The 25,723-nt window shown below is 63.0% G+C and carries 31 protein-coding genes and 1 pseudogene; 9 read left to right on the top strand and 23 right to left on the bottom strand.

Features of this window, described 5'->3' with window-relative positions; translation table 11 throughout:
• Positions 1-44: 44 nt before the first annotated feature.
• Both DFO47_RS00515 and DFO47_RS00510 read right to left on the bottom strand, forming a co-directional pair.
• Entirely contained in the window at positions 45-965 is a 921-nt protein-coding gene (locus tag DFO47_RS00515) for a carbohydrate ABC transporter permease (RefSeq protein ID WP_018760439.1), read from the bottom strand.
• Positions 962-1,921 (bottom strand): sugar ABC transporter permease, encoded by a 960-nt coding sequence (locus DFO47_RS00510; protein ID WP_208294349.1) that lies wholly within the window; start codon positions 1,919-1,921, stop codon positions 962-964. Before DFO47_RS00510 ends, DFO47_RS00515 begins: the two co-directional genes overlap by 4 nt.
• 216 nt (positions 1,922-2,137) lie before the next feature.
• Here DFO47_RS00510 and DFO47_RS00505 point away from each other — a divergent pair, with 216 nt between their 5' ends.
• From DFO47_RS00505 to DFO47_RS00470, 8 genes are all read left to right on the top strand, one after another.
• On the top strand, positions 2,138-3,112 hold the full coding sequence (locus DFO47_RS00505; protein ID WP_208294348.1) for a P1 family peptidase: 975 nt from the start codon (positions 2,138-2,140) through the stop codon (positions 3,110-3,112).
• 167 nt (positions 3,113-3,279) lie between these two features.
• Positions 3,280-3,501, top strand: a complete 222-nt coding sequence (gene infA, locus DFO47_RS00500; RefSeq protein ID WP_009358723.1) for a translation initiation factor IF-1 — start codon at positions 3,280-3,282, stop codon at positions 3,499-3,501.
• Positions 3,502-3,571: 70 nt separating this feature from the next.
• Entirely contained in the window at positions 3,572-3,685 is a 114-nt protein-coding gene (gene rpmJ / locus DFO47_RS00495) for a 50S ribosomal protein L36 (protein ID WP_009358722.1), read from the top strand.
• A 184-nt stretch (positions 3,686-3,869) separates the two neighbouring features.
• Positions 3,870-4,244, top strand: coding sequence for a 30S ribosomal protein S13 (gene rpsM, locus DFO47_RS00490; RefSeq protein ID WP_003803743.1), 375 nt, complete (start codon positions 3,870-3,872; stop codon positions 4,242-4,244).
• A 54-nt stretch (positions 4,245-4,298) separates the two neighbouring features.
• Positions 4,299-4,700: a 30S ribosomal protein S11 gene (gene rpsK, locus DFO47_RS00485; RefSeq protein WP_018760435.1), complete on the top strand. Its 402-nt coding sequence runs from the start codon at positions 4,299-4,301 to the stop codon at positions 4,698-4,700.
• 130 nt (positions 4,701-4,830) lie between these two features.
• Positions 4,831-5,841 carry a DNA-directed RNA polymerase subunit alpha gene (locus tag DFO47_RS00480; RefSeq protein WP_013601812.1) on the top strand — a complete coding sequence of 337 codons (1,011 nt, stop codon included), beginning with the start codon at positions 4,831-4,833 and terminating at the stop codon, positions 5,839-5,841.
• Positions 5,842-5,908: 67 nt separating this feature from the next.
• Positions 5,909-6,484, top strand: coding sequence for a 50S ribosomal protein L17 (gene rplQ / locus DFO47_RS00475; protein ID WP_109044358.1), 576 nt, complete (start codon positions 5,909-5,911; stop codon positions 6,482-6,484).
• A gap of 32 nt (positions 6,485-6,516) precedes the next feature.
• Entirely contained in the window at positions 6,517-7,410 is an 894-nt protein-coding gene (locus DFO47_RS00470) for a tRNA pseudouridine synthase A (RefSeq protein WP_133830323.1), read from the top strand.
• Here the strand turns inward: DFO47_RS00470 and DFO47_RS00465 are convergent.
• Entirely contained in the window at positions 7,407-9,074 is a 1,668-nt protein-coding gene (locus DFO47_RS00465; protein ID WP_133830322.1) for a sensor histidine kinase, read from the bottom strand. The two genes, DFO47_RS00470 and DFO47_RS00465, sit on opposite strands and share 4 nt — an antisense overlap.
• Before the next feature lie 252 nt (positions 9,075-9,326).
• On the opposite strand from DFO47_RS00465, the gene DFO47_RS00460 reads away from it, so the two are divergent.
• Positions 9,327-10,112 carry a response regulator transcription factor gene (locus tag DFO47_RS00460; protein ID WP_133830321.1) on the top strand — a complete coding sequence of 262 codons (786 nt, stop codon included), beginning with the start codon at positions 9,327-9,329 and terminating at the stop codon, positions 10,110-10,112.
• An 8-nt stretch (positions 10,113-10,120) separates the two neighbouring features.
• On the opposite strand, the gene DFO47_RS00455 is transcribed toward DFO47_RS00460, so the two are convergent.
• The 20 genes and pseudogenes from DFO47_RS00455 to DFO47_RS00365 all read right to left on the bottom strand — a co-directional run bounded on the left by DFO47_RS00455 (position 10,121) and on the right by DFO47_RS00365 (position 25,572).
• Positions 10,121-10,597: an Hpt domain-containing protein gene (locus tag DFO47_RS00455; protein ID WP_133830320.1), complete on the bottom strand. Its 477-nt coding sequence runs from the start codon at positions 10,595-10,597 to the stop codon at positions 10,121-10,123.
• A gap of 93 nt (positions 10,598-10,690) precedes the next feature.
• On the bottom strand, positions 10,691-11,578 hold the full coding sequence (locus tag DFO47_RS00450) for a type II secretion system F family protein (RefSeq protein ID WP_133830319.1): 888 nt from the start codon (positions 11,576-11,578) through the stop codon (positions 10,691-10,693).
• Positions 11,579-11,585: 7 nt separating this feature from the next.
• On the bottom strand, positions 11,586-12,518 hold the full coding sequence (locus DFO47_RS00445) for a type II secretion system F family protein (RefSeq protein WP_133830318.1): 933 nt from the start codon (positions 12,516-12,518) through the stop codon (positions 11,586-11,588).
• Complete coding sequence (locus DFO47_RS00440; protein WP_133830317.1) at positions 12,515-14,017, bottom strand: CpaF family protein; 1,503 nt, start codon at positions 14,015-14,017, stop codon at positions 12,515-12,517. The genes DFO47_RS00445 and DFO47_RS00440 overlap by 4 nt, the downstream gene beginning before the upstream one ends.
• Positions 14,017-15,210, bottom strand: a complete 1,194-nt coding sequence (locus tag DFO47_RS00435) for an AAA family ATPase (protein ID WP_133830316.1) — start codon at positions 15,208-15,210, stop codon at positions 14,017-14,019. Before DFO47_RS00435 ends, DFO47_RS00440 begins: the two co-directional genes overlap by 1 nt.
• Positions 15,207-15,956 carry a Flp pilus assembly protein CpaB gene (gene cpaB, locus DFO47_RS00430; RefSeq protein ID WP_243835280.1) on the bottom strand — a complete coding sequence of 250 codons (750 nt, stop codon included), beginning with the start codon at positions 15,954-15,956 and terminating at the stop codon, positions 15,207-15,209. Before cpaB ends, DFO47_RS00435 begins: the two co-directional genes overlap by 4 nt.
• A gap of 42 nt (positions 15,957-15,998) precedes the next feature.
• Positions 15,999-17,030 (bottom strand): pilus assembly protein TadG-related protein, encoded by a 1,032-nt coding sequence (locus DFO47_RS00425; RefSeq protein ID WP_133830315.1) that lies wholly within the window; start codon positions 17,028-17,030, stop codon positions 15,999-16,001.
• Positions 17,018-17,407: a TadE/TadG family type IV pilus assembly protein gene (locus tag DFO47_RS00420; RefSeq protein WP_081624098.1), complete on the bottom strand. Its 390-nt coding sequence runs from the start codon at positions 17,405-17,407 to the stop codon at positions 17,018-17,020. Before DFO47_RS00420 ends, DFO47_RS00425 begins: the two co-directional genes overlap by 13 nt.
• 101 nt (positions 17,408-17,508) lie before the next feature.
• The gene (locus DFO47_RS00415; RefSeq protein WP_243835279.1) at positions 17,509-17,844 is read right to left on the bottom strand and encodes a Flp family type IVb pilin; all 336 of its coding nucleotides are present in this window, start codon (positions 17,842-17,844) and stop codon (positions 17,509-17,511) included.
• Between the two features lie 165 nt (positions 17,845-18,009).
• Positions 18,010-18,165 (bottom strand): Flp family type IVb pilin, encoded by a 156-nt coding sequence (locus tag DFO47_RS21405; RefSeq protein ID WP_269208826.1) that lies wholly within the window; start codon positions 18,163-18,165, stop codon positions 18,010-18,012.
• A 69-nt stretch (positions 18,166-18,234) separates the two neighbouring features.
• Positions 18,235-19,110 (bottom strand): type II secretion system F family protein, encoded by an 876-nt coding sequence (locus DFO47_RS00405; protein ID WP_133830313.1) that lies wholly within the window; start codon positions 19,108-19,110, stop codon positions 18,235-18,237.
• A 9-nt stretch (positions 19,111-19,119) separates the two neighbouring features.
• Positions 19,120-20,070 (bottom strand): type II secretion system F family protein, encoded by a 951-nt coding sequence (locus DFO47_RS00400; protein ID WP_109044373.1) that lies wholly within the window; start codon positions 20,068-20,070, stop codon positions 19,120-19,122.
• A 2-nt stretch (positions 20,071-20,072) separates the two neighbouring features.
• Positions 20,073-21,554, bottom strand: a complete 1,482-nt coding sequence (locus DFO47_RS00395; protein ID WP_018760418.1) for a CpaF family protein — start codon at positions 21,552-21,554, stop codon at positions 20,073-20,075.
• A complete protein-coding gene (locus tag DFO47_RS00390; protein WP_133830312.1) occupies positions 21,551-22,756 on the bottom strand; it encodes an AAA family ATPase in 1,206 nt (401 codons plus the stop codon). Before DFO47_RS00390 ends, DFO47_RS00395 begins: the two co-directional genes overlap by 4 nt.
• Complete coding sequence (locus DFO47_RS00385; protein WP_243835277.1) at positions 22,753-23,532, bottom strand: RcpC/CpaB family pilus assembly protein; 780 nt, start codon at positions 23,530-23,532, stop codon at positions 22,753-22,755. The genes DFO47_RS00390 and DFO47_RS00385 overlap by 4 nt, the downstream gene beginning before the upstream one ends.
• 18 nt (positions 23,533-23,550) lie before the next feature.
• A complete protein-coding gene (locus DFO47_RS00380) occupies positions 23,551-24,288 on the bottom strand; it encodes a hypothetical protein (protein ID WP_243835323.1) in 738 nt (245 codons plus the stop codon).
• Between the two features lie 114 nt (positions 24,289-24,402).
• A pseudogene (locus tag DFO47_RS21400) lies at positions 24,403-24,567 on the bottom strand (pilus assembly protein TadG-related protein); the annotation flags it as partial.
• Positions 24,555-24,890 (bottom strand): TadE family protein, encoded by a 336-nt coding sequence (locus DFO47_RS00375; RefSeq protein WP_347876390.1) that lies wholly within the window; start codon positions 24,888-24,890, stop codon positions 24,555-24,557. The pseudogene DFO47_RS21400 and the gene DFO47_RS00375, both read right to left, overlap by 13 nt.
• Before the next feature lie 127 nt (positions 24,891-25,017).
• On the bottom strand, positions 25,018-25,218 hold the full coding sequence (locus DFO47_RS00370; protein WP_133830309.1) for a Flp family type IVb pilin: 201 nt from the start codon (positions 25,216-25,218) through the stop codon (positions 25,018-25,020).
• 153 nt (positions 25,219-25,371) lie between these two features.
• Positions 25,372-25,572, bottom strand: a complete 201-nt coding sequence (locus DFO47_RS00365) for a Flp family type IVb pilin (protein ID WP_026264290.1) — start codon at positions 25,570-25,572, stop codon at positions 25,372-25,374.
• Between the last annotated feature and the right edge of the window lie 151 nt (positions 25,573-25,723).

Raw genomic sequence — 25,723 nt, 5'->3', positions numbered from 1 at the left:
GTTGTTGCCTTGTGGAAGGTGGAAGTTCGACGGCGGCCGGCAGCTTAGCCGGTCACGCTGCCTTGGGTGAGGCCCGCCACGATGTAGCGCTGCAGGGCCGCGAAGATGATCAGGATGGGCACGATGACCAGGACGGCGCCGGCCATGAGCACGCCCCAGCCGGCGGCGTTGCTCTCACTGTTTTGCAACAGCGTCAGGCCCACCGGGAGGGTCATGGTCTCCGGCCGGTCTGTGATGATCAGCGGCCAGATGTAGTCGTTCCATTCGGTCACGATGGTCACCAGTGCCACCGTGGCAATGGAGGGGACCGAGACCGGAACCACGATCTGCCACAGCCGGCGCCAGTGCCCGGCCCCGTCCATTTCCGCCGATTCCAGGATGGAGGCGGGCAGGGTCCGGAAGTGTTGGCGCAGCAGGAAGGTACCGAACGCGGTGCCGAGGCCCGGCAGGATGATGCCCCACAGGGTGTTCTTTCCGCCTATCCCGGCGATCAGGATGAAGTTGGGCAGGATGGAGACCTGCGGCGGCACCATGAGGGCCACCAGGATCAACAGGAAGATGAAGTTCCGGAACGGGAAGCGGACAAAGACCAGCGCGTACGCCGTCAGGATCGCGAGCAGCACCTTGATGGTGGCCCCCGCCAGGGTAACGATGGTGCTGTTCAGGAAGAACTGTCCAAACGGGACGGTGGTCATGGCGGTCCGATAGTTCTCCAGGTTCAGGCTCTCCGGGAGGATCTTCAGGTCCGTGGTGACAATCTCGCCGGAGGACTTGAAGGAGCTGAGGACCATCCAGAGCAGGGGCAGGAACACCACCAGGGTGGCAATGAGCAGCGGCAGGTAGCCGCCAACAATCGTCTGGACAAGGTTTCGGCGCGAAAAGGGGCGGTCGGGGCGGAGGGCCGGATCCGGCGTCGACACCGCCGGGGCCGCCGGGTCCGGGTTGACCGGTGATAGGGACGTCACGAGTAGTGCACCTTTCGTTCCACGAAGCGCAGCTGCAGCACGGTGATCACCAGGAGGATGGCAAACAGCACCACGGAAATGGCTGCCGAATAGCCGGCCCGGTTGTACGCCCCGAACGCTTGGAGGTAGGCCTCGTAGATCAGGGTGCTGGTGCCGGCGCCCAGCGGCGTCATGATGCGGATGAGGTCGAAGGCCTGCAACGAGCTGAGCATGGTGGTGATGAGGAGGAAGAACGTGGTGGGGGACAACAGCGGCAGCGAGATGCTCAGGAAACGCCGGAACCCGTTCGCACCGTCGAGGGATGCAGCTTCCATGACGTCCTTCGGCAGGGACTGCAGCCCGGCAAGGTACACCACGGCGCAATAGCCAAGGTTCTTCCAGACGTACACCAGGATCACCATGACCAGCGACAACTGGGGGTCGTTGATCCACTGTGGGCTCTGCTGGCCGATGCCGCGCAGCAGCCAGGCGAGGACGCCGTAGCCGGGGTCGAAGATGAACAGCCACACCAGGCCTACGCCCACGCCGGAGAGCACGTAGGGCGCAAACACGGCGGACCGGGCAAACGTGGTGCCACGGATCTTCCCGTTCAGCGCCACCGCCACCAGCAGGCCCAGCAGCATGGATCCGCCCACCGTCACCACGGTGAACACGGCGGTGGTCCCCAGGACCTTGGGGGCGTCATTGCTGGTGAAGAAGGTGGCGTAGTTGGCCAGGCCCACGACGGTGGCGGTGGGGGAACCCAGCGTCCAGTCCAGCGTGGAGTAGTACATGTTGCTGATCAGCGGACGGTAGGTGAAGACGGCGATCAGCACCAGGTTGGGCAGCGCCATGGCAAGGAAAACAAAGAAGTCCCGGCGGTTCCTTGCGGTCCACCGCCGGTGCGGAATTTTCGCTGCGGGTCCTGGCGGCCGCTTGGGCTTGGCGGACGGATGCGGGGCGAGTTGACGGGTCATGCGTGTCTCTCCCGGGTCGGGAGCCTGCTCGTGGCGGGCACTGGCTGAATCTAGGGACTAACTACACCAGACCGTCAGTGGGCTGAAGCCCGCATTTGCCCTTCTCGAAGGACTGTTATCCGAGGCTTCGTCGCCCGTTAACGCTGTGTTGGATGCAGTCTCGCATAAAGTTTGCCCTTGCGGCAGGGGCGCGCCCGCGACGTGGAGAATAGGGGCATGGGAACCATTGCAGACGTCCCGGGCGTCCGGGTAGGCCACTACCAGCGGACCGGCGATGGCTGGCTGACCGGAGTCACGGTGGTCCTGCCGCCGCCGGGCACCAAGGGGTCAGTGGACGTCCAGGGCGGCGGCCCCGCCACCCACGAAACGGATGCGCTCGACCCCACCACGCTGGTCAGCACCGTGGATGCGGTGGTCTTGGCCGGTGGCAGCGCCTACGGGCTTGCCGCCGCCGCCGGCGCCCAAGCCTGGTGCGAGGCCAACGGCCGCGGGTTCGCCGTGCCCGGGGGAGTCGTGCCCATAGTTCCGGCAGCCGCGATCTTCGACCTTGGCAGGGGCGGCGACTTCGCCGCACGGCCGACGTCGGACATGGGCTTCGCGGCAGCCGCCGCCGCGTCGGCTCAACCGGAAGGGCACGACGTCGAGCGCGGCAACGTCGGTGCCGGCACCGGAGCCCTCATCGGCAGGGGACAGTTCAAAGGTGGCGTGGGAACAGCATCGGTCATGCTGGAGAACGGCGTAGTTGTGGGTGCGCTGGCCATAGTCAACGCACTCGGGCTCCCCGTGGGTGGGCTTGTCGAGAACCGAACCCTGGATTCCGACAGGCTCCATCACCGGGAGGACAAGCCGGGACGTCCGGCGCCGTTGAACACCACCCTGGTCGTCGTGGCCACCAATGCCGTGCTGGATGCGGCGGAGTGCAAGCGCACGGCATCTGCCTCACACGCCGGGATTGCCCGGGCCCTGAATCCGAGCCATACCCTCGCCGACGGGGATACCGTATTCTGCCTCGCAACCGGCACCCTGGCGCTGGACCGCACGGACGAAGCCGCCCGGCAAACCAGCCTCATTTCGCTGCAAAGCGCGGCAGCCGACGTCGTCCGCCTGGCCGTCCTGGACGGCGTGGCCAGCGCGGAGGCCGTGACCACTCCTGCGGGTGCGTATGGTGCATACGGCGACCGGATGCGCTAGCATGGCTGGATTTAACTTTCGCCGCCAGATGGCGTAGTGTTGTCTGTTGGTTGTCTGGACTGCCGCGCCCTTTTGGGCTTGGAGATGGCAATCGATCCAACAAAAACGTTCGTAGTCATGTCCGGTGCAATCCGGCGGGGCTGCGGCAACAACAGTTAGCGGAGGGTATGGCCAAGAAGGACGGGGTCATTGAGATCGAAGGCGTTGTGACCGAGGCGCTGCCTAACGCGATGTTTCGCGTTGAGCTCACCAACAAGCACATCGTTCTGGCACACATCTCTGGAAAGATGCGTCAGCACTACATCCGGATCCTCCCCGAGGACCGCGTAGTGGTGGAGCTGAGCCCGTACGACCTCACCCGTGGTCGTATCGTCTACCGCTACAAGTAAATTGCTGGGCAGCTGCAGCGCATGCTGACTGCTGCTCCAGCTGACCAACTGTTACACGCAAAGGAACGCCATGAAGGTCAAGCCGAGCGTCAAGCAGATCTGCGAAAAGTGCAAAGTGATCCGCCGTAACGGCCGGGTCATGGTGATCTGCGAGAACCCGCGCCACAAGCAGCGCCAGGGCTAATTTCCTTCACTGAAGGAAATCCTGGGTTGCTAACCCACGCAAGTAAATAAAGGCAGCACAAGCTGATCTGGAACATTGAGCTCGAAAGAGTCCGGACAGCTAACCCCCGGTCGGAGGCTGGGGCCGTACGGAATGTGCGGGTGTACTGCCTACGACCTCCGGTTTATCAAGGAGTACTGCCACTATGGCTCGTCTCGCTGGCGTAGACATTCCCCGCGAAAAGCGGCTGGAAATTGCGCTTACTTACATCTACGGCGTGGGCAAGACCCGTGCACACGAAACCCTGGCTGCCACGGGCATCAGCGCTGACGTTCGCGTCAAGGACCTGACTGACGCCCAGCTGGTTGAGCTGCGTGACTACATTGAAGGCAACTACAAGGTTGAGGGTGACCTTCGCCGCGAAGTAGCAGCAGATATCCGCCGCAAGGTTGAAATCGGCAGCTACGAAGGCCTGCGCCACCGCAAGGGCCTGCCCGTACGCGGTCAGCGTACGAAGACCAACGCACGTACCCGCAAGGGCCCGAAGCGTACCGTCGCCGGCAAGAAGAAGGCCCGTTAAAATCCCCGCTCGGGATTTACGGACTTTCCCCAATAACTTTCTGTAGGAGAAAAAATGCCCCCGAAGACTCGTGGCGCGGTTCGCAAGCCGCGTAAGAAGGACAAGAAGAATATCGCGCTTGGCCAGGCGCACATCAAGAGCACCTTTAACAACACCATCGTTTCCATCACGGATCCCTCCGGTGCTGTTATTTCCTGGGCTTCCTCTGGCGAGGTTGGCTTCAAGGGCTCGCGCAAGTCCACCCCGTTCGCTGCCCAGATGGCTGCCGAAGCCGCTGCCAAGCGTGCGCAGGAGCACGGCATGCGCAAGGTTGACGTTTTCGTCAAGGGACCGGGTTCCGGGCGCGAAACCGCAATCCGTTCGCTGCAGGCCGCAGGCCTCGAGGTTGGCTCCATCCAGGACGTCACCCCCGCAGCGCACAACGGCTGCCGCCCGCCGAAGCGCCGCCGCGTCTAATTCTTTTCCGCAGCAGGAGCTTGCCCGGACCAGTGATGGCCCGGGCAAGCCCAGCGCGTTAAGTCTTCAGACCGAATTTCCACCACCTGTGTTGCGTCATATAGCGGATGCTCGCCGAAAGGAAACCTAAGTGCTCATTGCACAGCGCCCCACCCTCTCCGAAGAGGTAGTCTCCGAAAACCGTTCGCGGTTCATCATCGAACCGCTGGAACCGGGCTTCGGCTACACCCTCGGAAACTCCCTCCGCCGTACCCTGCTCTCCTCCATCCCCGGTGCTGCCGTAACCAGCATCCGGATCGATGGTGTGCTGCACGAGTTCACCACGGTTCCGGGTGTCAAGGAAGATGTCACCGAGATCATCCTTAACATCAAGAGCCTGTCGGTTTCCTCCGAGCACGACGAGCCCGTCGTGGCTTACCTGCGCAAGCAGGGCCCCGGAGTCGTCACCGCCGCGGACATCGCTCCGCCGGCCGGCGTCGAATTCCACAACCCGGATCTGCACATCGCCACGCTGAACTCGAAGGGCAAGTTCGAACTCGAACTGACCATCGAGCGCGGCCGCGGCTACGTTTCGGCAGCTCAGAACAAGTCCGGCGACGCAGAGATCGGCCGTATCCCGGTCGACTCCATCTACTCGCCGGTCCTGAAGGTTACTTTCCGCGTGGAAGCAACCCGTGTTGAGCAGCGCACCGACTTCGACAAGCTGATTGTCGACGTCGAGACCAAGCAGGCCATCGCCCCGCGCGATGCCGTCGCTTCCGCAGGCACCACCCTGGTGGAACTGTTCGGTCTGGCCCGTGAGCTGAACACCGCAGCTGAAGGTATCGAGATCGGCCCGTCGCCCACCGACGCTGCCCTGGCAGCCGACATGGCACTGCCGATCGAGGATCTGGACCTCACCGTCCGTTCCTACAACTGCCTCAAGCGTGAGGGCATCCACACCGTGGGTGAACTCGTTGCCCGCTCCGAGGCCGACCTGATGGACATCCGCAACTTCGGTGCAAAGTCCATTGACGAGGTCAAGGCAAAGCTGGTTGAACTGGGCCTGTCCCTCAAGGACTCGCCTCCCGGTTTTGACCTCGCAGCACGCGCCGCAGCAATCGAAGAGGACGACGCCGCCTTCGGCGACGACGAACTCTAAACCAGATCTTGGCCGCGGGCAGCACCATGTTGTGCCGCCCACGGCTTCCACATGAGGAGAAACAATTATGCCTACCCCCACTAAGGGTCCGCGCCTCGGAGGCGGCCCGGCTCACGAGCGCCTCATGCTCGCGAACCTGGCAGCATCCCTGTTCGAGCACAAGCGGATCACCACCACGGTGACCAAGGCCAAGCGCCTGAAGCCGTACGCAGAGCGCCTGGTGACCTTCGCCAAGCGTGGCGACCTCGCTTCCCGCCGCCGCGTTCTCGGCCTGATCAGCAACAAGGGCGTCGTCCACGAGCTGTTCACCGACATCGCCCAGGCAGTGGAGAACCGCGACGGCGGCTACACCCGCATCACCAAGATCGGCAACCGCAAGGGCGACAACGCTCCCATGGCTGTCATCGAACTGGTCCTGGAGCCGGTTTCCGCCAAGCAGGCCGTCGTAGCCGAGGCTACCTCTGCCGCCAAGCGCGACGCCGACAAGAAGGAAGCCGCCGCTGCCGCTCCGGCTGCCGAAGAGGCTCCGGCCGCTGAGGAAGCTGCCGCAACCGAAGAAGCACCCGCTGCCGAGGACGCCGCAACCGAAGAGGCTCCGGCCGCTGAGGAAGCTCCGGCTGCCGAGGAGAAGGACGCGAAGTAATTCGCTGACCTGCTTCGCATAGACTTAGGTCTGTGAACCACCAAAAACCCGCGGCCCCCGTCTTAGGGGGCGGCGGGTTTTTGCGTCTCCGGCTTGATCTTTCGTACGACGGCGGCCCCTTCAGCGGGTGGGCGTTGCAGCCGGGCCGCCGGACGGTCCAGGGAGTCCTTGAGGAAGCGATCGAGCTGGTGGTGCGCCGCGCGGTCCGGGTCACCGTGGCCGGCCGCACCGATGCCGGCGTCCACGCCCGCGGCCAGGTGGTCCACCTGGACCTCACTGAAGCTGAATGGCTGGCACTGCCGCGCGGGCACGAACTCGATCCCGCCGTCGCCCTGCTGCGCCGGCTCCGTGGCGCGCTGAACCGTGCCCTGGGCGACCTCCACGGCGCCGTCGAAGTCCATGACATCGCGTTGGCGCCTGTGGGCTTCGACGCCCGCTTCTCGGCCCTCTGGCGGCGCTACAGCTACCGGATCGCGGACGGACCAGCCCTCTGGGACCCGCTGGCAAGGTACTTCACGCTGTGGCACAAGAATCCGCTGGATGTTGGCCTGCTCAACCAGGGTGCCTCGCAGCTGCTGGGCCTGCAAAATTTCCTGTCGTTCTGCAAGCCGCGCGAAGGTGCCACCACCATCAGGGAGCTGCAGCGCTTCGAGTTCGCCCGCGGTGACGACGGCGTCATCGTGGCCACCGTGCAGGCCGATGCGTTCTGCCACAACATGGTCCGGGCCTTGGTGGGTTCGGCCCTTTACGTGGGGGAGGGCACCGTGGAACCCGGCTGGCTGCACGAACGGTTGCTCCTGCAGAAACGGGACGCCAAATCAGTTTTGGCCGCCCCGCACCCGCTGGTGCTGGAGGAAGTGGCGTACCCGTCCGACCACGAACTGCTGGCCCGCGCCGAACAGACACGGGCACTGCGCCACCATTAGAACGACGGCGGTGGGCCCTCGGCCGGCAGCGTCACCGTAAAGGTGCTGCCTTGGCCTTCGCCGCTCTGGCACGTGATGGTGCCGCCATGCCGCTCCACGATCATTCGGGTGATGGACAGGCCGAGCCCGGCACCGGGTATGGCGGCCTGACGCGCGGATTCGGCGCGGAAGAATCTGTTGAACACCCTGGCGGCGTCCTCCGCTGACATCCCCATGCCGGTGTCCTTGACGCTGAGTGAGACCCACTGGGCGTCCGCTTCGGCGCTGATGCTCACCGTACCGCCGTCGGGCGAGTATTTGATGGCGTTGGACACCAGGTTGTCCAGTACCTGGCCGATCCGGAGCGGATCCGCGTAGGCCCAGAGCGGTGAAGGGACGTCCGCGGCGAACTCCACGTGGGACCGCTGCGCCGACGCCTGCGCAGAACCGAGGCTGGTCTCCACCAGGCTGGCGAGGTCGGTCCGTTTCGGGTGGACGTTCATGGTGGTGGATGCCGAGGCCGTCAGGTCAGCCACGAGGTCGATCATCCGCTCCGCGTTGCGCTGCACCACCAGCAGGCGTTTGGCTGCGTGCGGCGGCAGGTCGGCGACGTCGTCGAGAACCAGGTCCACGTTGCCGATAATCGAGTTCAGCGGGTTCTTGAATTCATGCGACACGTTGGACACCAGGTCCTGGTTTGCCGCCAGCGACTCGACCCAGCCCGTCACATCGCTGTACACCACCACGGCGCCGGTGAGCTTGCCGTCTTCGCTTACCAGGGGACGGGCCGCGGTGGAGACTGCCCGCTGTTCCGGGCCCTCGCCCGCCCACACCAGGTAGTCGGCAAATGATTCCCCGGCCATCGCCCGGCTGATGGGCCGCCGGTCCGGTGGAAGCAGGGTCCGCCGGTCCTGGCCGTAGATCAGCTGGTGACCCCGGCCGGGGAATTCGTCGTCGGCGCCTGTGACCCGGCGGAAGTTGCGCTGCCGGCTGTTGGAGACCAGGAAGTGGCCTGAGCGGTCGACGGCGGCTATGCCGACGTCGGTGGCGTCCAGCACCGTTTCCAGCAGCTTCTCCCGTTCCCGGCTTGCGGCCAGCAGCTCACGGAGTTCCCGGTCCTTTTCGGCGAGTTCGCGTTGCTGCAGCCGCAGGTTCACGCTCGCGAAGCGGATGGCCAGGGAAACGGCGAGCATCATGAGGGGGAAGAGGACCACGGTGGTGAGGTCCGAGGCCGTGACGGACGGGAGGTGGGTCACGGTTGGCGGGACCATGATCAGGAAAGGGCCCACAAAGCTGAGCACCAGGCTGGTCCGGGTCAGCATTCCTGAGGCGGACAGCCAGATCACCGGGAAGACCACCAGCACGGCCAGGCCAGGGAGCAGCGGTGCGGCACCGTTGCGAAGGAACCCGATGGCCGCGAAGTCCAGGACCGGGATGAGCAGGTAGGCCCGGTGCGCCAGGCGTTCCCAAGGGACCAGGAAACAGGCAAGGAACAGGATCCCGTGCAACGCAATGCCGGCCAGGTACAGGGTGCTGTGCGTGAGCGAGGGCCAGGCGAAGGGTGTGGCTATGGCAATGATGGCCACAATGACCGTGATGGGGAGTTGGCACAGCGCCACTTGGGCGCGGGTTCCCAGCCTGCGGAAGATGCGGCCGGGTCCCCGGTGGAACAATGGCTCAGCCATGTTTCTGACTCGTACCCCTTTACCTGTGGAAAGCAAAGTGCGAGGGAGGCTTTCTTTACGGCTCCCATACCGGGCAGGTACCCCTTTCCGCCCATATTGCACATGTCTTGTCATAATAATTGACTTCTCAATTTTTAGGGCTGTTGCGGATGTCATCAGCAGGGCTTACTAGTAGCGTATAAATGGTTGGAGCGGGTATGGCATTGGCGCTGGGCCAATGGGGGGCCATTTCCGCCTGGCGCAGGGATAGCAATGGACGATCTTGGTGTAGCTGTTGTCATCGAAGATGACGCCGACGTGCGGAACCTCCTTGAAGGTGTTTTGACCCAGGCGGGCTTTGAAGTGCATACAGCTGATGATGGGCGGTCCGGGGTAGAGGTGGTCCGCAGCAAGCAGGCCAACGTTGTGACTCTCGATATCGGGCTGCCGGACATTGACGGGTTCGAGGTTTTGCGGCGGATCCGGACGTTCAGCAACGCCTACGTGGTGATGTTGACGGGGAGGACTGAGGAACCGGACCTCTTGTCAGCCTTGAACACCGGGGCTGATGACTACATCGCCAAGCCGTTCAGGCCGAGGGAGCTCCGCGCACGGGTGGCGGCGATGATGCGCAGGCCACGCCAGGAGGTCAGCGGGCTGCGCCCGTCCCCTGCCGCGTGGGGCCAAGCCGCGGCTCCTGGCGCCAGGGGTGCAGAGTCCGGTGTCCTGCAGCACAACGGGCTTCGCCTGAACCACCGGACGCGCACCGTGGAAGTCAGGGGGGAACCGCTGGGCCTGACGCGCAGCGAATTCGACCTGCTCCATGTGCTGCTGAAAGGTGGCGGCGCCGTGTGTACCAGGGCTGACCTGGTGCGGGCGGTCCGCGGGGAGTTCTACGACCACGACACGTACATCAGCGAAGCGGACGAGCGGGCCGTCGAAGTCCATGTGGGAAACCTGCGGCGCAAGCTCAAGGAGGACCAGCTCGCCCCGCGCTGGCTCCAGACTGTCCGCGGGGTGGGGTACAGGCTTGCGCCGCGCCGGCCCGACGACGCCTGACCGGACCGCTACCCCTGTTCGAGGATGAAGGTTGACTGGAGCTCGGACACCGTCCGCGCGCCGTCGTGGGCAACGCCGGCCATCATGGCCTGACCCTGGACGAAGTCGCCTTGCCGGATCAGGGCCTCGAGGACCTCGGCGAGCTTGGCCAGCCGGATACCGCCCACCATTGCGGAACTGATTTTGAGGCTGATCACCGCGTCCAAGGCTGAGGCCTCGTCCTGGCTGTCCACGGCTGTTCCCAGCCGGGCCAGGCGTGTGTCCCACATGGCGGCGTAATCCCGGGCGAAGCGCCGGGCCAGTCCGGACCCTGCGAGTTCATCGTCGAGTTCATCCAGCACGGATGCATCAATGAGAGGCAAGAGAGCGGCCGCCTCCAGCGAATGGGCCGCACCTGCGGCTGGAATGGGCGGCGGCACGATCCCGGCCGGCGGCACATCCGCAGCGGGGCTGTTTCCGCTGGAGCCGGGATCGGGATTGTGCATTGTCCAAGGCTACTTCCTGGAAATCCTTCGGTGAGCTGTTTCGGATGATTCTGTGTAAACCTTGAGGCAACCTTGCCGCCATGCTGAGCAACCCTACTGGCCAGTAAACGTGGCGATGGTATTAATGACCGCCGGCCCCAGAATGGCAATAAAGAGCACCGGAAATATAAAGAACAACAAGGGGAAAAGGATCATAACGGGCAGTTTCATGGCCTTTTCCTCGGCCCGCTGGCGCCGTTTGACGCGCATGACCTTGGCCTGGACACGCAGTACCCGGCTGATGGCGATTCCATACGTGTCGGCCTGCACCACGGCCTGCACGAAGCTGCGCAGTTCGGGAATGCTGGTCCGCTCGGCCAGGGCGATGTAGGACTCCCGGCGGCTGCGCCCCACCTGCATGTCCTGAAGGGTGCGCACCAGTTCGTCGGCAAGGGGGCCTTTGCCGTTTTCACCGGCCCGTGCCATGGCGCCTTCGAAGCCCAGCCCGGCTTCCACCGAAATGAGCATCTGGTCCAGGGTGTTGGCAAGTTCCAGCTGGATGGCCTTCTGCCGTTCCGACCCCTTGCTGTACAGCAGGAGGTCCGGGATGAAGTAGCCAAGAACCAGGATGAAGAGGCCGGCAAGCTTCATGATCGGTGAGCTGCCGATCGAGGTCAGGTACAGGCCAACGGCCGCGCCGGCCACGCCAAGTCCGAGCTTGGACCCCAGCACTTTTCCGAGCGGCATGGATGCGGGCCGGCCGGCCAGGGCCAGGAGCCGGTCAAGGAAGGCGACGTAAGCGGGGGGAGTCAGGCGCCTGCCCAACGCCTCGAGGAGTCCCGGCCCTGTTCCGGCGGGGGCGGCGGCCGCGGGCGGTGCGCCACGCGAGAGCAGTTCGGCGGCGGCGATCCGGCCCTGCTTGTCCACGGTCAGGACGGACCAGGTTAATGCGGCCAGGGGCAGGCAGACCAGCAGGATCGAGAGTACGACGGTCAGGTTCATGGCTTCCTCAGAACTTCAGGTCGATAATCTTGCGCATCCACAGCGCGCCGATGGTCATCAGGACGAACGAGGCACCGATCATCACCCAGCCCAGGGGGTGGGTGAACATTGAATTCATGTAGTTGGGGCTGACGGCCAGCAGCATGGCCACGATGCCGAACGGCATGGCGATGAGGATGTAGGCCGAGAACTTGCCTTCGGCGGCCAATGCCTTGATGTGGCCCTTGATCTCCGCGCGCTCGCGGATGGTCTCGTTCACCTGGTCCAGCACTTCGGCCAGGTTGCCGCCCACCTCACGGTTGATCTGGATGGCTTGCGAGATCCACACAAAGTCCTCGTTCTTCATCCGTTCGGCGGTGTCGTTCAGTGCTGCCAAAAGGTCGCGGCCCAGGCTGGTCTCGGTGATCACGCGGCGCATCTCTTCCGAGGTGGGTTTTTGCGATTCCATGGCCGCGGCGTCGATGGCGCGCAGGATGCTGTGTCCGGCGCGGAGGCCGCCGGAAAGCAGTTGCAGGGTATCGCCGAGCTGACCGTCGAACGCAGCCCGGCGCTTTCCGGCCAGGAACCCGAGGACAAGCTTGCCGGCGAACGGTGCCAGGAGCGCAAGGAGCAGCCCTGCCAGGGGGCCGATCGTGACGATGCCCACCAGCGTTCCCACGCAGGCTCCGATCCCCACCAGCAGGAAGAACTCCGCCTGGCTCAGCCGCAGCCCCGCGTTCTCCAGTTCCGCCCGGGAGAAGAGTTTCACTTGCCGGCCGGCGAGCAGCCGTTCGAAGGACTTGACCCCCGAGAGGGCCAGGCGGGTCAGGGAGGACGGCGGCTCGGGTTCAAAGGGGCGACGGCGGTCCAGCGGCACCGAGGGGGCGCCCGGCAGGAGGACTGCGACGCCGAGCATGCAGATGGCCGCCAGCAGGATGACGGCTCCAATGCCGATGATCATGAGTGTTGCCCCTGCTTCGCGCCCGGTGACAGCGGACCGGCGAAAACTCCCGGCGAGACATGGATGCCAAGGTCCTCGAACCGGTCGATGAACCGGGGACGGATGCCGGTGGCTACGGGCTTGCCCATGAAGCGGCCCTGGGCGTCCACGCCTGCGGAGTAGTCGAAGACGAACGCGTCCTGGAGGGTGACGATGTCGCCTTCCATCCCCTGGACCTCGGTGACATGGGTAATGCGGCGGGACCCGTCGCGGAGCCTGGAGATCTGCACGATCAGGTTAACGGCGGAGGCGATCTGTTCACGGATGGCCCGCAGCGGAAGGTCCATGCCGGCCATCAGCACCAGGGTTTCGAGGCGGGCAACGGCGTCGCGGGGCGAGTTGGAGTGCACCGTGGACAGGGAACCGTCGTGGCCGGTGTTCATTGCCTGCAGCATGTCCAGCGATTCGCCGCCACGGACCTCGCCCACCACGATCCGGTCCGGACGCATCCGGAGCGAGTTGCGGAGGAGCTCACGGATGGTCACCTCGCCCTTGCCTTCCGTATTGGGCGGCCGGCTTTCCAGCCGGACCACGTGGTCCTGCTGGATCTGCAGTTCCACGGCGTCCTCGATGGTGACGATCCGTTCATCGTGCGGCAGGAAGGAGGACAACACGTTCAGGAGGGTGGTTTTGCCCGTACCCGTGCCGCCCGAAACGATGATATTGAGCTTGGCTTTGACGCAGGCGTTGAGCAGCTCGGCCATTTCCGGGGTGAGCGTGCCGAAGTCAATGAGGTTGCGGACCGTCAACGGGGTCTTGGAGAACTTCCGGATGGTCAGCGAGGAGCCGCCCACGGCCAGCGGGGGGATGACGGCGTTGACGCGGGAGCCGTCTTCCAGGCGTGCGTCCACAAGGGGGGAAGACTCGTCGATGCGGCGGCCCACCTTGGATACGATCCGTTCGATGACCTTGCGGAGGTGTTCCTCGGAGCTGAAGCGGGATTCGGTAAGTGTCAGCTTGCCCTTTCGCTCGACGTAGATCTGGTCCATCCGGTTGACCATGATTTCGGTGACGGCGGGGTCGTCCAGCAGTCGCTGCAGGGGGCCGTAGCCCAGCACGTCGTCGGCCACGTCGCGGACCAGGCGGGCGCGTTCCTCCGCGCTGAGCGGAACCTGCTCTGCATCGATGATGCGGGTGAGCTCATCCTTGGCGGTGCTCCGCAGTTCCTGCTCGGTGACGGCGGCGTCGTTGAAGCGGGCTCCCATGCGTTCGAACAGGGCGGTGGCCGCCCTGTCCTTCATGGCTGCGAAGACGTCCACGCCGGGTGCCTTGGGCACAAAGGAAGTGCCGGCGTCGTGCGTTGAATGCACGACGGCGGCATGGGCGGGAAGGCGCTTGTCCGTACCGTCGGCGGCGGCCGGGGCGGGCGCGGGGGCAGGGTGCGGAGGCTCCAGCAGCGCGGTGCCGGCCGGTGCCGGGGGACGGCCCTGGGCCGCGTTGATGCGTTCGGAGAGTTTCATCAGATAACCACCCTTCGGTGAAGCTTCCGCTGGGCCTGCGTGCGCCATGCCGGGTTGAAGCGCTGGACGAGTTGGCGGAGGCTTTTGACGGCCGGGTCCTTCTTGGAGTCCTGGAGGACGGGGATGCCGCGGTTGGTGGACAATGCCACTGCCCGGGAGCGGGGGACGCTGACGTCCACCGGGGCGCCAATGGTGGATTCGACGTCCCGGACGTTCAGGCCTGCTTTGGCGTCGGCCATGTTCAGGACCACGTGGCGGGACTCGGGCATGATGTCCAGTTGGCGGAGGACTTCCAGGCCGGAACGGAGGCCGCGAAGGCTGGGGATGTCCATGGCACTGACCCAAACCACGTCAGTGCATTTTTCCATGGCGGCCAGCCCGATTTCCGGCATGCCGGGAGCGCTGTCCAGCACCACGTACTGGAACTCCTGGGCCAGCTGGTCCAGCAGGTGGCTGACCTGGTCCGGGGTGATATGGTCCGCGTCCACCGGGTTGGGCGGGGCGCACAGGGCATAGATGCCGGCCGGGTGCACGGTGAGGAAGGCCTTGAGGACCAGGGAGTCCTGGGCGGCGGCCGGGGTGACGGCGTCCGTGACGGTGTGTTCGGGGTTGAGGTACAGGCCGGAGGCGACGTCGCCGAACTGCAGGTCAAGGTCCACGATGACCACGCTCATGGGTGCCACCTGGCCCAGGCCGATGGCAATGTTGGTGGCCAGGGTGGTCTTGCCGACGCCGCCCTTGGGGGAGAAGACGCCGATGACCAGGCCCTTGCCGTCTCCCGGCTGCTGCGCTTCGGGGCCGCGGTGGCGGGTGGCGAACGACTGGCAGGCGCGTTCCAGCAGTACCCGGATTTCGGCGGCGTCCGCCAGGGGGCTGAGGATGTCGCGGATACCCGCCCGCATGGCGTGCAGCAGGCCGGCAGGGTCAACGTCGCTGACGAGGACCAGGCTGAGGCCGGGCAGCTGGACGTCGAAGACCTTGGCGAACCGGAGTGCTTCCTCGTACGGGACATCCGGGCCGATGATGAGCACCTCGGGCTGCTCCTGGTTGAGGAGGGCGAACAGTTCCGCCGGGCCCGCCGGGAGGATATCGCTGGAGATGGTCTGGACGGTGCCGCGCAGGCCGTTGGCGACGGCGGCGCGGAGCTTCTGGTCGAAGTCGCCGTTGGGGGAGAGGAGGACGAAGCGGCTCACTTGTACACCGTGTCCTTCCTGGCGATGAACCCGCCGTTGTCCTGGGCGTCGAGGGGCTCCTTGGTGAGCCAGAGATCGCCGTTGTTTGAGGAATAGATGATCTTGGTGGCGTCGATGTCGCTGACGGCAACGGTGACCATGAACGACCCCTGCGGGAGGGTGGTGTCCTGCGGGTTGGAGCCGTCCGTGGGCTTTGCGCTTGGTTGCGGGGCACGCTGGACGGCGGTCACCAGGATTTTGCGGAGGGTGAGCTGGGTTGTTGCCTCTCCGGGCTTCGTCTTGTCGGCGCCTGCGGCGAAGCTGAATCCAATGCCAACGTGGTCTCCGGCTTGGATCCGGCCGCCCACCACCCGCTTGGCTTCCAGTTCGAAGGTGACTTCCTGCATGCCCGCGGGCACTTTGACGGACCCGCTGGACTTGGCGTCTTGTGGGTCCACGAGCCGCTCGGCGAGGAGTTGCTCGCCCGGGACGAGGTCCACGGCGGCCACCTTGCCGGCTGAATCGTCGAGGTTCTTGAGGGCAGTCTTCGAAACGGCCGTTGCCGGAACCTGCTGCACCGCGACTGACGCCTGCACAATGTCGAAGGAGGAGCCGGCCGGTACCGCCTTGGTCACCACGAGAACCCCGGTGGGATCCATGTCCTTCATGGCGCGGGCATCGGCGCCCTGCGCGTACGTAACGATGAGGACCGCTCCGATGATGGCCAGCACCACTGCTGATACACCGGCCAACATACGTGACTTCACTGACTGCTCCTGTTGCTTTCACGAACCACTTGATGGTGGGGGCTAGCTGCTGAGGGCGACGATGGTAGCGCCGTCCGGATTCACCGGGCCCAGGGTGTAGCCGTTGGCCAGCGACACGTATTTGACGAACGTGCCGATGATTCCTTTGCATGGTTCGCGGCATTGCAGCGCAGCCGGTACGTCCGGCGTCCTGTTGTGGAAGGTGTAGGGCAGGCCGGTGGGCCCAAACTTCCAGCCCGCAACCTTGAAAGCGGCGAAGGTTGTGAGACCGAAAACGGCATTATTGCCGGTACCGGTGACTGCGTTGAAGATGGGGATCAGCACAATGACGTCCTTTCCAGCCGTTATGTCGGCCGCCCATGAATTCAGAAGACTGTCGCAGTAGGACGGGGGATTGTTGCCGGTGTCACCGCCAGCGGTGCTTTTCGAGATGTCGATGGTGGCGCCACATACAGAGGGGTCCTGCTTGAGACCGCCAAAGCCGCCTTCCACGGGGGCGCCGGACGGCCCATAGTTACACCCGGGGTTGGCTCCGCTTCCGTGCATCTGCAGGAGTTGCATGACCCCGTATTGTCCGCGGACCTGGCAGATTGAAATAGTGATCGGGAAGGCGGCCAAACCCTTGGTTGGACTGCCCCACTGGACGGCAGCCGGGGCATTGACCTCGGCGGTATTTATACCCAGTGCGCGGGCGAAGAAGAGGGACACTTGGTTTGCCGTGTGGCCTGCTTCCTGCGAACCCACAGTAACTGTCACCTTGCGGTTGGTCTTGTCCAGGACTACGGACTTGAGGTTGCTGAGGCTATCGTTGGCGTTGTTGTTCGCCAATGTTTTTGCCAGGGACGACGTGCTGGAACAGTCCGCGTCACTGGGATTCTTGGCGCACTTCTGGGCGATGGCAAGGGCCGCTGCATCCGCTCCGTTGCGAAGTTGGGTTCGTTCCGAGTACATCATCGCCACGTCCACGGCCATGGCGCCAAAGCCAAGAAAGACCACCAGCGTCAGCGCCACGATGACGCTCACGGCGCCGCGCTCGCCGTCGTTCTTTCCCATGGTCGGCTTCAGCCGCCGCATAGCATTGTTCCCTTGCCGGTCATCGTGAATGGTCCCGCTATTCCCGTCAAGGTGGACAAGGAGTAGGTGATCGTGACCGTGGCTTGGGGACTGGTTCCAGCGCTGACCGTTGAAGGGCATGGTGTGCCAAAGCTGATGTTGGTGTCTTTCAAGGCCGGCTTCAAGGAAACCGCGGTGTTCTTCGCTGCGGACCGCGCCGTTGTTTGATTACCGGTCACTGCCAACACACGCACGCCTTCGCGCGCCGCTGCTGAAAGCTCAGCCTGGGCGTTGTAAACCCGGCTGAACTCCATAATCCCCAGCAGCAACATGACGAGGACAGGCACCACGATCGCGAACTCGACGGCAGCAGCGCCACGCTCGGATTCTCGGGACATGGTGGTGCCTTCCGGTTATTCGGGTGAGGGGAACAAAAGTGGCGGCGGCCCCTTGCCGCCGCCACAAGCACACCTTGGTCGTGAGCCCAGACGGACCCTGATTATGGGGCGCAGGTTCCGCCAGCGGAAGTAGTTGCCGTCTGCGCAACCGCCGTCCAAGTACCGCCACCGACCTGGCACTTGACCTGTTCAAACATGGTGTTCAGGGACCCGCCAAGAAGTCCGACAGCGACGATGATGACGACGGCAATAAGGGCGACCATGATGCCATATTCAACGGCGGTGGCGCCCTTCTCTTCGCTGCGAAGGCGAATCATGAGGTTGGTGTAGAGAGAAAGCATTTTTGACTCCTGAGCGAGACGGATTGGCTGGCCCTGCACCAGCACTGAATTGAAGTTAGCAACGGGTTTTGCCGTCCTGACCGGATCTTGCAACATCCTGCGCAAAGCCTTTCCCTGTTGCCTGCGTCCTGCGCAAATGCTGGGCTTTTACTCGGTTGGCGGTGGGATGCAGGGACGTCAACACACAAAAACGGACCCCCTCGGTTCTGGGTGCCGAGGGGGTCCGGACTATGGGCGCAAGCTGCGCTGTTGGTGGAGGGATCAGGGGATTCCCAGAGCCGAGCTCAATGTTGTCGCGAGGTTCTGGTAGTGGAGGTTCAGGGCCTGGCCAAAAGCGGTGATGCCGATAACCAGAGCCATTGCAAGGAATGCGACCAATATCCCGTATTCGGTGGCTGTCGCTCCGCGCTGGTCCATCATCAACGTACGCAGAGCTTCGGCGCGTCGGGTTATAGAACCAGGGATCCAATTCAACATGGCTGCCCCCTAAGAGAAAACTGCCATGATCTGAAGGACAGCCGGCCCCAGCAAAATGATGAAGAGCGTCGGCAGGATGAAGAAGATCAGCGGGAAGAGCATCTTGACCGGCATCTTCATGGCGTGTTCTTCGGCCATCTGCCTGCGTTTGATCCGCATGTCTTTCGCCTGTGCCTTCAACACGCCGGCGATGGCAATGCCGTAGGTATCGGCCTGTACCACGGCCCGAACGAACGTCCGCACTGCGGGAACGTCAACTCGTTCCGAGAGGGCCAGGTACGCCTCCTTGCGGGAGCGTCCTACCTGAATGTCTTGAAGAGTCCTGATTAGTTCATCCGCAAGAGGCCCCCTGCCATTCTCACCGGCACGTCCCATGGCGGTTTCGAATCCGAGGCCCGCCTGAACCGAAATCAGCATTTGGTCCAAGGCATTCGGGAGCTCCAACCTGATTGCTTCCCGGCGCTTTTGGGCAAAGTTCCGCAAGAGGATGTCTGGAAGGAAATAGGCCAGTGCGACAATCACAAAGGCAATGAAGAACCTCCCGGCCGAGGGTGCGCCCATGAAGACCAGAAGGCCCAGGAGGGCGCCGCCGAAAGCCAGCATTGGCTTGATCATAAGGATCCGGGACAGCGGCCATTGTTTTGGTCGACCCGCGCCCGACAATTGTTTGTCAAGCCAGCCCTCGTAGCCGCGGGGTGTAATCCGCTTGGACAGGCTCGAGAATTGTTGGCTGATGTTGAGTGACTGTGATGCCTGCGCGGAACGGCCGCCCAGGTTGGCCTTGATGCGACGCAGGGCAGCCCGGTCGCCTGTGAACGACAACCAAACCATGCCCGAAATCGGCACGACGATGGCCAATATTGCTGCTAATGCGATGGGTTGCATGTCATCCCCCTAGTACTTCGGTTTGATGATGCGGCTGAGCCAGAGCCCGCCAACGGACAAGAGGATGATCGCCGCACCCAACATCGCGAATCCGACGAATGTCGTGGTAAACACCCGCGAGTAGGTTGGGTTGAACAGCACGAGGCCGATGAACATCAGGATCGGCAGGGCCATGAGGACCAATGCCGAGATACGCCCTTCTGCGCTGAGTGCCCTGACCTGGCCTTTAACTTGGTTTCGGTCGCGGATGGTCTCACCCACGTGGTCCAGGACTTCTGCCAGGTCCCCACCAACTTCGCGGTGGATCTCAATGGCTTGTGCTATCCAGTAAAAGTCCTCGCTTGCTGTCCTCCGGGAGACATCCGCCATCGATTCACCCAAATCGCGCCCGATCCTGGTTTCGTTGACGATTCGGGTGAGCTCCGCCGCCATCGGTCCATCATTTTCCTGCGCTGCTGCGTCGATAGCCCTCAAGAGGCTGTGGCCCGCCCGGAGACCGCCGGAGAACATTTGCAGCGTGTCCGGAACCTGTGCGTCGAAGGCCTTTCTGCGCCGGGAGATAAGGAAGTTCAGGCCCAGATAAAGGAGGAAAGGCGTGACAACCAGGGCCAGGATGCTCATGCCGAGGCCGCCGAGGAGGAATGCCGCCACCGTTGCCACCAAAGTGACTGTTCCGGCGATCAGGAGGTAATCCCCAGGCTCCTTGTTAAGGCCTGCCTGCTCCAACTTTTCGCGGTTGAAAATCGACGTGGGGCGCTTCTTCAGGCCGCGGTTCAGGGCGCCGACGGCTTGATTGGTCAGGCGTGTCAGGTTGGAGGATTGTTGCGCGATCTCGGGGCGTCGCCTGGAAAGGGGGACGCCTGGGCGTCCCTTCCAAACGAATACGAAAAGTAGCGCGAGCGACGTGTAGACCAGGAACAGGCCCGTCATGAAGAGGGCGACTGGCACAGACGGCGTCATGGCTATCTACCTCGGCCCGTTTCAGCGCCAAAGATGTGCGGCGAAACGTGGATGCCAAGGTCCGCGAACCGGTCCGTGAACCGTGGCCGAACACCAGTTGGCACTGGCTTACCAAGGAACCTTCCGTTCGAGTCGACTCCCGCAGCAAAATCGAAGATAAACGCGTCCTGGAGGGTGACGATATCGCCCTCCATGCCCTGAACCTCGGTGATGTGCGTCACGCGTCGGGTGCCGTCCCTCAGCCTGGAGATATGAACAATAAGGTTCACCGCGGAGGCCACCTGCTCGCGTACAGCGCGGAGCGGCAGATCCATCCCGGCCATCAATACCAAGGTCTCAAGGCGGGCTATGGCATCGCGGGGGGAATTGGCGTGGACTGTGGAGAGGGAGCCGTCGTGGCCGGTGTTCATGGCCTGCAACATGTCAAGGCATTCGCCGCCGCGGACTTCGCCGACTACTATGCGATCGGGCCGCATGCGGAGCGAGTTTCGTACGAGGTCGCGAATGGCGATCTCGCCTTTTCCTTCAATGTTCGCCGGCCGGCTTTCCAGCCTCACCACATGGTCCTGCTGAAGCTGGAGTTCCACCGCGTCCTCAATCGTGACGATGCGGTCCGATGCGGGAATGAAGGAAGACAAGGCATTGAGAAGCGTCGTCTTGCCGGTGCCTGTACCGCCGGAAACGATGATGTTCATCCTGGCCAGGACGCAGGCTTGAAGCAATTCGGCCATCTCGGGGGAGAGGCTGCCGAAGGCAATGAGCTTTTGTACCGTGAGGGCATCACCGCCGAACTTTCGGATAGTCAGCGCGGGGCCGTTGACAGCAAGCGGCGGGATGATGGCGTTAACGCGCGATCCGTCCGCGAGACGTGCATCCACGAGAGGAGAGGACTCGTCGATGCGGCGTCCAACCTTCGACACGATGCGCTCGATCACCCTCCTCAGTGCGTCGTCGGAGGCGAACTTGGTGTCTGTCAACGTCAACTTGCCGGCCCGTTCCACATAAACCTGGTCGAAACGATTGACCATCACTTCGGTGACGGACGGATCGTCCAGGAACCGCTGGATCGGACCATGGCCAAGGACGTCATCAATGATTTCGCGGATAAGGCGTTGGCGCTCGGACGAAGTCAGCGGAACCTGTTCCTCGTCGACGACGAGCTTCAACTCGTCCTTGACGAATTGGTGGAGCTCGCTCTCTTCGAGGGAAGAGTCAGTGATGCGGGCACCAAGCCGCTCGTAGAGGGCCGTGCTGGCGCGCTCTTTGAGTGCGCTCAGCGCGCCACTCGCCGCAGCCGCAGTGGGGCTCAGCTCGATGACTTCGGCCGCTTGCGCTGTTTCGGCGGTCTTGACGTCGTGGATGCGGCCCAACGTGGCCGGTTCAGCAGCGTCCTTGGCCAACACGAACGGATCATGCTTTTCTTCGACGACTGCCAAGCTCGGCTCGGTGCCGCGTGCCTTTTCAAGCCTGCGTGAGAGGTTCACTGGACTACCGCCCTTCTGTGCAACTTCTTGTGGGGTCTTGCTTCCCAGTTGGGTTCGAACCGCTTCACCAGTTGTCGGAGACCTTTTTGCGCGGGATCCCGGCTGCCATCCTGCAGGAGCGGGATCCCCTTATTGGTTGAGAACGGAAGGGTCCGCGAGCGGGGGAGCACCACATCCACCGGGGCCCCGATGGTGGCTTCAACATCCTGGAGCGTCAGCCCGCTGCGGCGGTCCGCCATGTTGAGGACCACGTGGCGGACTTCCGGCAAGAGGTTCAGTTCGGAGAGAATCTGGTTTCCGGAGCGAAGGCCCCGGATGCTCGGAACATCCATGCCGCAGATCCAAACGGCGTCCGAAGCCAGGTCAAGAGTCGCCAGTACATGTTCGCCGAGCCCCGGCGCCGTATCCACGACGACGTACTGGAACTCCTGCCGCAGCTGGCTAAGCAGGTGGCTGACGTTTTCTCCCGTGATCCGGTCCATTTCCACCGGGTTCTTTGGGGCGCACAAGGCATAGATGCCGGCAGGGTGCACGGTCAAATACGTCTTGAGGACCATGGAGTCCTGGCTCGCGGCACCAACAACGGCGTCCGTGATTGTGTGGTCAGGTTCCAGCATCAGCCCACTGGCGACGTCTCCGAACTGCAGATCCAGGTCCACGATGACCACTCCCATGGGGGCGATCTTTCCCAGCCCCACGGCCAGGTTCGTAGCCACCGTAGTCTTGCCTACCCCTCCCTTGGGGGAAATGACGGCGATGATTCGACCCCCCGCGGCGTGCTCATGATGCTCGGAGCTGCTTGGGGACAGGCCGCGCCGCCGTCCGGCTGAGGCAAGGCTTGCCCGCTCGACGATGATGCGGATGTGGTCCACTTCTGCGGCCGGATCCAAGAGATCCCGGATGCCTGCCCGCATGGCTTGGATCGCCACTTCGGACGATTCGTCGGTCACCAGGATCATGCTGATCTCCGGATACTGCAGATCCATGACCGCGGCGAACTTCAATGTCTCGTCGGCCGGGAGCCCGGGCCCGAGGATAAAAACTTCCGGAGGTTCGCCGAGGAGCTGCGTCAGGACTTCCTCGGGACCCTGGGGAAGATAGTCAGCCTGGAAGTATTGAAGGGTCCCCGGCATGGCGGCCGTGGCCAGACGAACTTTGCGCTCGAACTCCGTGTTTGGAGTGATCAGGACAAAGCGGCTCATCGGAATACCTTCGTCTTGTCCACGACACCAGTGGTGCCTTCTGTAGCCCCGGTGGGCTCTTTCGACATGTAGATCTTGCCGAATTCTGCTGCGTAAACGAGGCGTTCGGCGTCAACCGAGTTGCGGGCGACTGTGATCAGGTAGTTTCCGTCGCTTTGAGCATTGCTCCCGGAGTTGAGGGATCCTTCCGACTTTTGGGTCGAATCCTGCTGGGCCGGGCTGCCGTTGCTCAACTGGGTGGCAGTGACAAGTACTTTGTGGAAGGTCAGCTGGGTGCCCGCAGACTGCGTAGCCGTCTGCCCTGCCCCGTTGGTGGATGATTCGGTGAGGGAGATGAAGATGCCCACCGTGTCGCCGGCGGAGATCTTTCCGCCAACTACGCGTTCGATGGGGAGCTTGAGGGAGATCTCCTGCATTCCATCGGGAACGGCGACTCGTGACGGTCCTAGGAATGATTCCTTTTCCACCAGTCGGCTCGACAGCAGTTGCTCACCGGGAACCAGGGCAACGGCTGTGACCTTCGAGCCCAGGGAGTTCAGGTCGGTCACGCTGTCAGCGGTGAGCGCTGACTTGGGGAGCGGCTTCTTGGCTACCGACCCTCCCAAATCGTTGACTGCTGTCCCCGCTGGAACGGCGGACTGAACCACAAACACTTCCGATGTTTCGGTTCCGGCCATGGCACGGGCATCCGCGCTCTGTACGTATGTAATAAGAAGGACGGTGCCGGTTATCGCGATGACTAGCGCGGCGATGCCTCCCAGTAGGCGTGCTTTCACTTTCTTCCCCTTAGTTATTTACTTGGTCAGCCCGATGACAATGACGTTGCCATTAGGTGTGGTGGAACCTCCGGTGAAGAGGTTGGGGTCGGCGGAGTATCCGACGAACGTTCCGTATAGGCCCTTTTGGCTCCCGGTGAAGACGTTGGTTGGGTCATATTTGGCCTGACCAGTAAAGTTCCATGCCTGGAGTTTGAAGCCCGCCCACTTTTCGATGTAGTACTGAACGCTGGATCCATTGCATGAGCCGAACTGGGCTGCTGGCATTCCGGCGCAGGTGTACTTATAGACCGGAAGCGCGACGGTGGAGTTGGCGAGTGACGGGTTAAGCGTCGGGTTGAAGAGGTCGATGCATCCGTTTGGAACGGCAGCTCCTGCGCTTGTCATGCTCCACTGCCCAACTTCAGCGGTGACTTTGCATCCTGTGCTGCTGTCGGGATTCAGCCAAGCGAACCCACCTGGAATGATTTGATTCGAAGGGTTGAGCCCGTTGCAATCTTGTGCGCCGGCGCCCCCACCCTGGGTGAGGATCTTGTGGGGCAGCCCGTCATCTGCGAATTCGCACGTGGCGAAAGTCAGCGGGAGGATGGATATACCTTTAGTGACGTACTTCCACTTCGCCGTTGCTGTAGCGCCGACCGTCGCGGGTGGAGCGTTGAGGGCGCTGGCGAACATCTTTGTCAGGAAGCCGGCGTTTGTGGTGCCATCCTTTGTAGAGGTGGTCACGGAGACCTGGCCCGCGACGGAAAGATCCACTGACTGAACTGTCGACTGCGAGTCCAAGGAGTTGCTGTTGGCAAGTGATGAAGCAAGAGCAACAGCGCTGGCTTGGGAGCAGCCCGAGGCTGCGCAAAGGTCCACCGCTGCCAGGGCCCCGGCATCTGCGGCATTCTGCAGCTGTGCCCGTTCCGCATATATCTGGCCCGTGTCCACTGCGAGGGCGCCAGCACCTAAGAGAACCACCATCATCACAGCCACCAGGACACCAGCAGCACCCTGCTCGGCGTTCCCACGATTCTGACTTATCCGCCGCATCGCATGGCTCCTACTCCGGTCAGCCCGACTGAGGATCCAAACAGGCCTGTCATCGTTGGCGCGCTGTAGGTAATGGTTACTTTCATCGTGGTGTCAGGTGTGCAGGCCGCGGGGGAGAATGTGTAGCTGAATGGGCCGGCGATACCCGGCGCACCGGCGACTGCTGCGGCTTTCGCATCGGTCTGGCTGTTCTTGACGGCCATGGTCCGAGCGGCCTCCCTGGCTGCCTGGGTCACGGAAATTTGGGCGTTGTAGGCGTTCGCGAACTCGACGATTCCTACGACGACGGACAGAAGGATGGGAGCCACCAGTGCAAACTCCACAGCTACTGCGCCGCGGCTCTTGTGTTCCGTGTTTGCTTTGCGGATCTTTTTCAACGGATCCCCCGAGGTTGATTGCGTTTTTCGGTTGTGCCGCGGTTGGTGCGCGGCACAACCGAAAGTGGGCTGGCTACCAGGTGCCGACTGTCGTGCCCAGGCTGGTAAACCAGGTGTTGAGCGCCGTGCCGAAGGCAGTGACGCCAATGATGATGATGAGTGCGATGAAGGCCACGAGGAGCGAGTATTCTGTCGCGGTTGCACCCTTCTCCGAGGTGATGCGCTCCTTGCAGCCCGCCACGAAGGCGAGTACGGAGACCATGAATGAAGTCATTTCTGTTCCTAACTTGATTTGGCTCGGTCGCGGATGCGCCGGCTGGTCGCCCCAGGCGATCACTGACTGGCAGCTTTGGAAGCTTTGCCGCTGCCACGAAGTGCGCCGCGCCTGCTGGACTGCAAGGACGCGGCGCACTCGGGAGGGTGCCACCTACCAGGTGCCGACCTTGGTGCCGAGGCTGGTGAACCAGGTGTTGAGGGCTCCGCCAAAGGCGGTGACGCCGACGATGATGATCAAAGCGATGAAGGCCACGAGCAGCGAGTACTCAGTGGCAGTCGCGCCCTTTTCGGAAGAGAAGCGATCCTTGACGCCGGCGACGAAAGCCATCATCGAGACCATAAGAGAAGTCATTGTATTTTCCTTAATTCGGTGAAATTGAAGTGATTTTTATTTCAACGAATTTCCAGCTGCCCCCATAAATCCTTAGCGGCTGGACTTCGCTAAGAAGAGATTGTCATTTACGCCGATGAGCAACAATGCGTAGTGGTACTCGACTTTTAGG

Origin of the sequence: Arthrobacter sp. AG258 (assembly GCF_004364695.1) — a bacterium.
In the GTDB taxonomy this organism is placed as follows: domain Bacteria; phylum Actinomycetota; class Actinomycetes; order Actinomycetales; family Micrococcaceae; genus Arthrobacter.
The sequence above is the reverse complement of the archived record's forward strand: the minus strand, read 5'-3'. Positions and strand labels throughout refer to the sequence as shown.

Coding starts and splice junctions, on each gene's coding strand:
- DFO47_RS00405 (WP_133830313.1), bottom strand. CDS start 19,110: ATGCAACCCATCGCATTAGCAGCAATATTGGCCATCGTCGTGCCGATT.
- DFO47_RS00420 (WP_081624098.1), bottom strand. CDS start 17,407: ATGTCCCGAGAATCCGAGCGTGGCGCTGCTGCCGTCGAGTTCGCGATC.
- DFO47_RS00510 (WP_208294349.1), bottom strand. CDS start 1,921: ATGACCCGTCAACTCGCCCCGCATCCGTCCGCCAAGCCCAAGCGGCCG.
- DFO47_RS00390 (WP_133830312.1), bottom strand. CDS start 22,756: ATGAGCCGCTTTGTCCTGATCACTCCAAACACGGAGTTCGAGCGCAAA.
- rplQ (WP_109044358.1), top strand. CDS start 5,909: ATGCCTACCCCCACTAAGGGTCCGCGCCTCGGAGGCGGCCCGGCTCAC.
- DFO47_RS00415 (WP_243835279.1), bottom strand. CDS start 17,844: ATGTTGCAAGATCCGGTCAGGACGGCAAAACCCGTTGCTAACTTCAAT.
- infA (WP_009358723.1), top strand. CDS start 3,280: ATGGCCAAGAAGGACGGGGTCATTGAGATCGAAGGCGTTGTGACCGAG.
- rpmJ (WP_009358722.1), top strand. CDS start 3,572: ATGAAGGTCAAGCCGAGCGTCAAGCAGATCTGCGAAAAGTGCAAAGTG.
- DFO47_RS00365 (WP_026264290.1), bottom strand. CDS start 25,572: ATGACTTCTCTTATGGTCTCGATGATGGCTTTCGTCGCCGGCGTCAAG.
- DFO47_RS00400 (WP_109044373.1), bottom strand. CDS start 20,070: ATGACGCCGTCTGTGCCAGTCGCCCTCTTCATGACGGGCCTGTTCCTG.
- DFO47_RS00440 (WP_133830317.1), bottom strand. CDS start 14,017: ATGAAACTCTCCGAACGCATCAACGCGGCCCAGGGCCGTCCCCCGGCA.
- DFO47_RS00460 (WP_133830321.1), top strand. CDS start 9,327: ATGGACGATCTTGGTGTAGCTGTTGTCATCGAAGATGACGCCGACGTG.
- DFO47_RS00450 (WP_133830319.1), bottom strand. CDS start 11,578: ATGAACCTGACCGTCGTACTCTCGATCCTGCTGGTCTGCCTGCCCCTG.
- DFO47_RS00425 (WP_133830315.1), bottom strand. CDS start 17,030: ATGCGGCGGCTGAAGCCGACCATGGGAAAGAACGACGGCGAGCGCGGC.
- DFO47_RS00445 (WP_133830318.1), bottom strand. CDS start 12,518: ATGATCATCGGCATTGGAGCCGTCATCCTGCTGGCGGCCATCTGCATG.
- DFO47_RS00370 (WP_133830309.1), bottom strand. CDS start 25,218: ATGACTTCATTCATGGTCTCCGTACTCGCCTTCGTGGCGGGCTGCAAG.
- DFO47_RS00455 (WP_133830320.1), bottom strand. CDS start 10,597: ATGCACAATCCCGATCCCGGCTCCAGCGGAAACAGCCCCGCTGCGGAT.
- rpsM (WP_003803743.1), top strand. CDS start 3,870: ATGGCTCGTCTCGCTGGCGTAGACATTCCCCGCGAAAAGCGGCTGGAA.
- rpsK (WP_018760435.1), top strand. CDS start 4,299: ATGCCCCCGAAGACTCGTGGCGCGGTTCGCAAGCCGCGTAAGAAGGAC.
- DFO47_RS00505 (WP_208294348.1), top strand. CDS start 2,138: ATGGGAACCATTGCAGACGTCCCGGGCGTCCGGGTAGGCCACTACCAG.
- DFO47_RS00465 (WP_133830322.1), bottom strand. CDS start 9,074: ATGGCTGAGCCATTGTTCCACCGGGGACCCGGCCGCATCTTCCGCAGG.
- DFO47_RS21405 (WP_269208826.1), bottom strand. CDS start 18,165: ATGGACCAGCGCGGAGCGACAGCCACCGAATACGGGATATTGGTCGCA.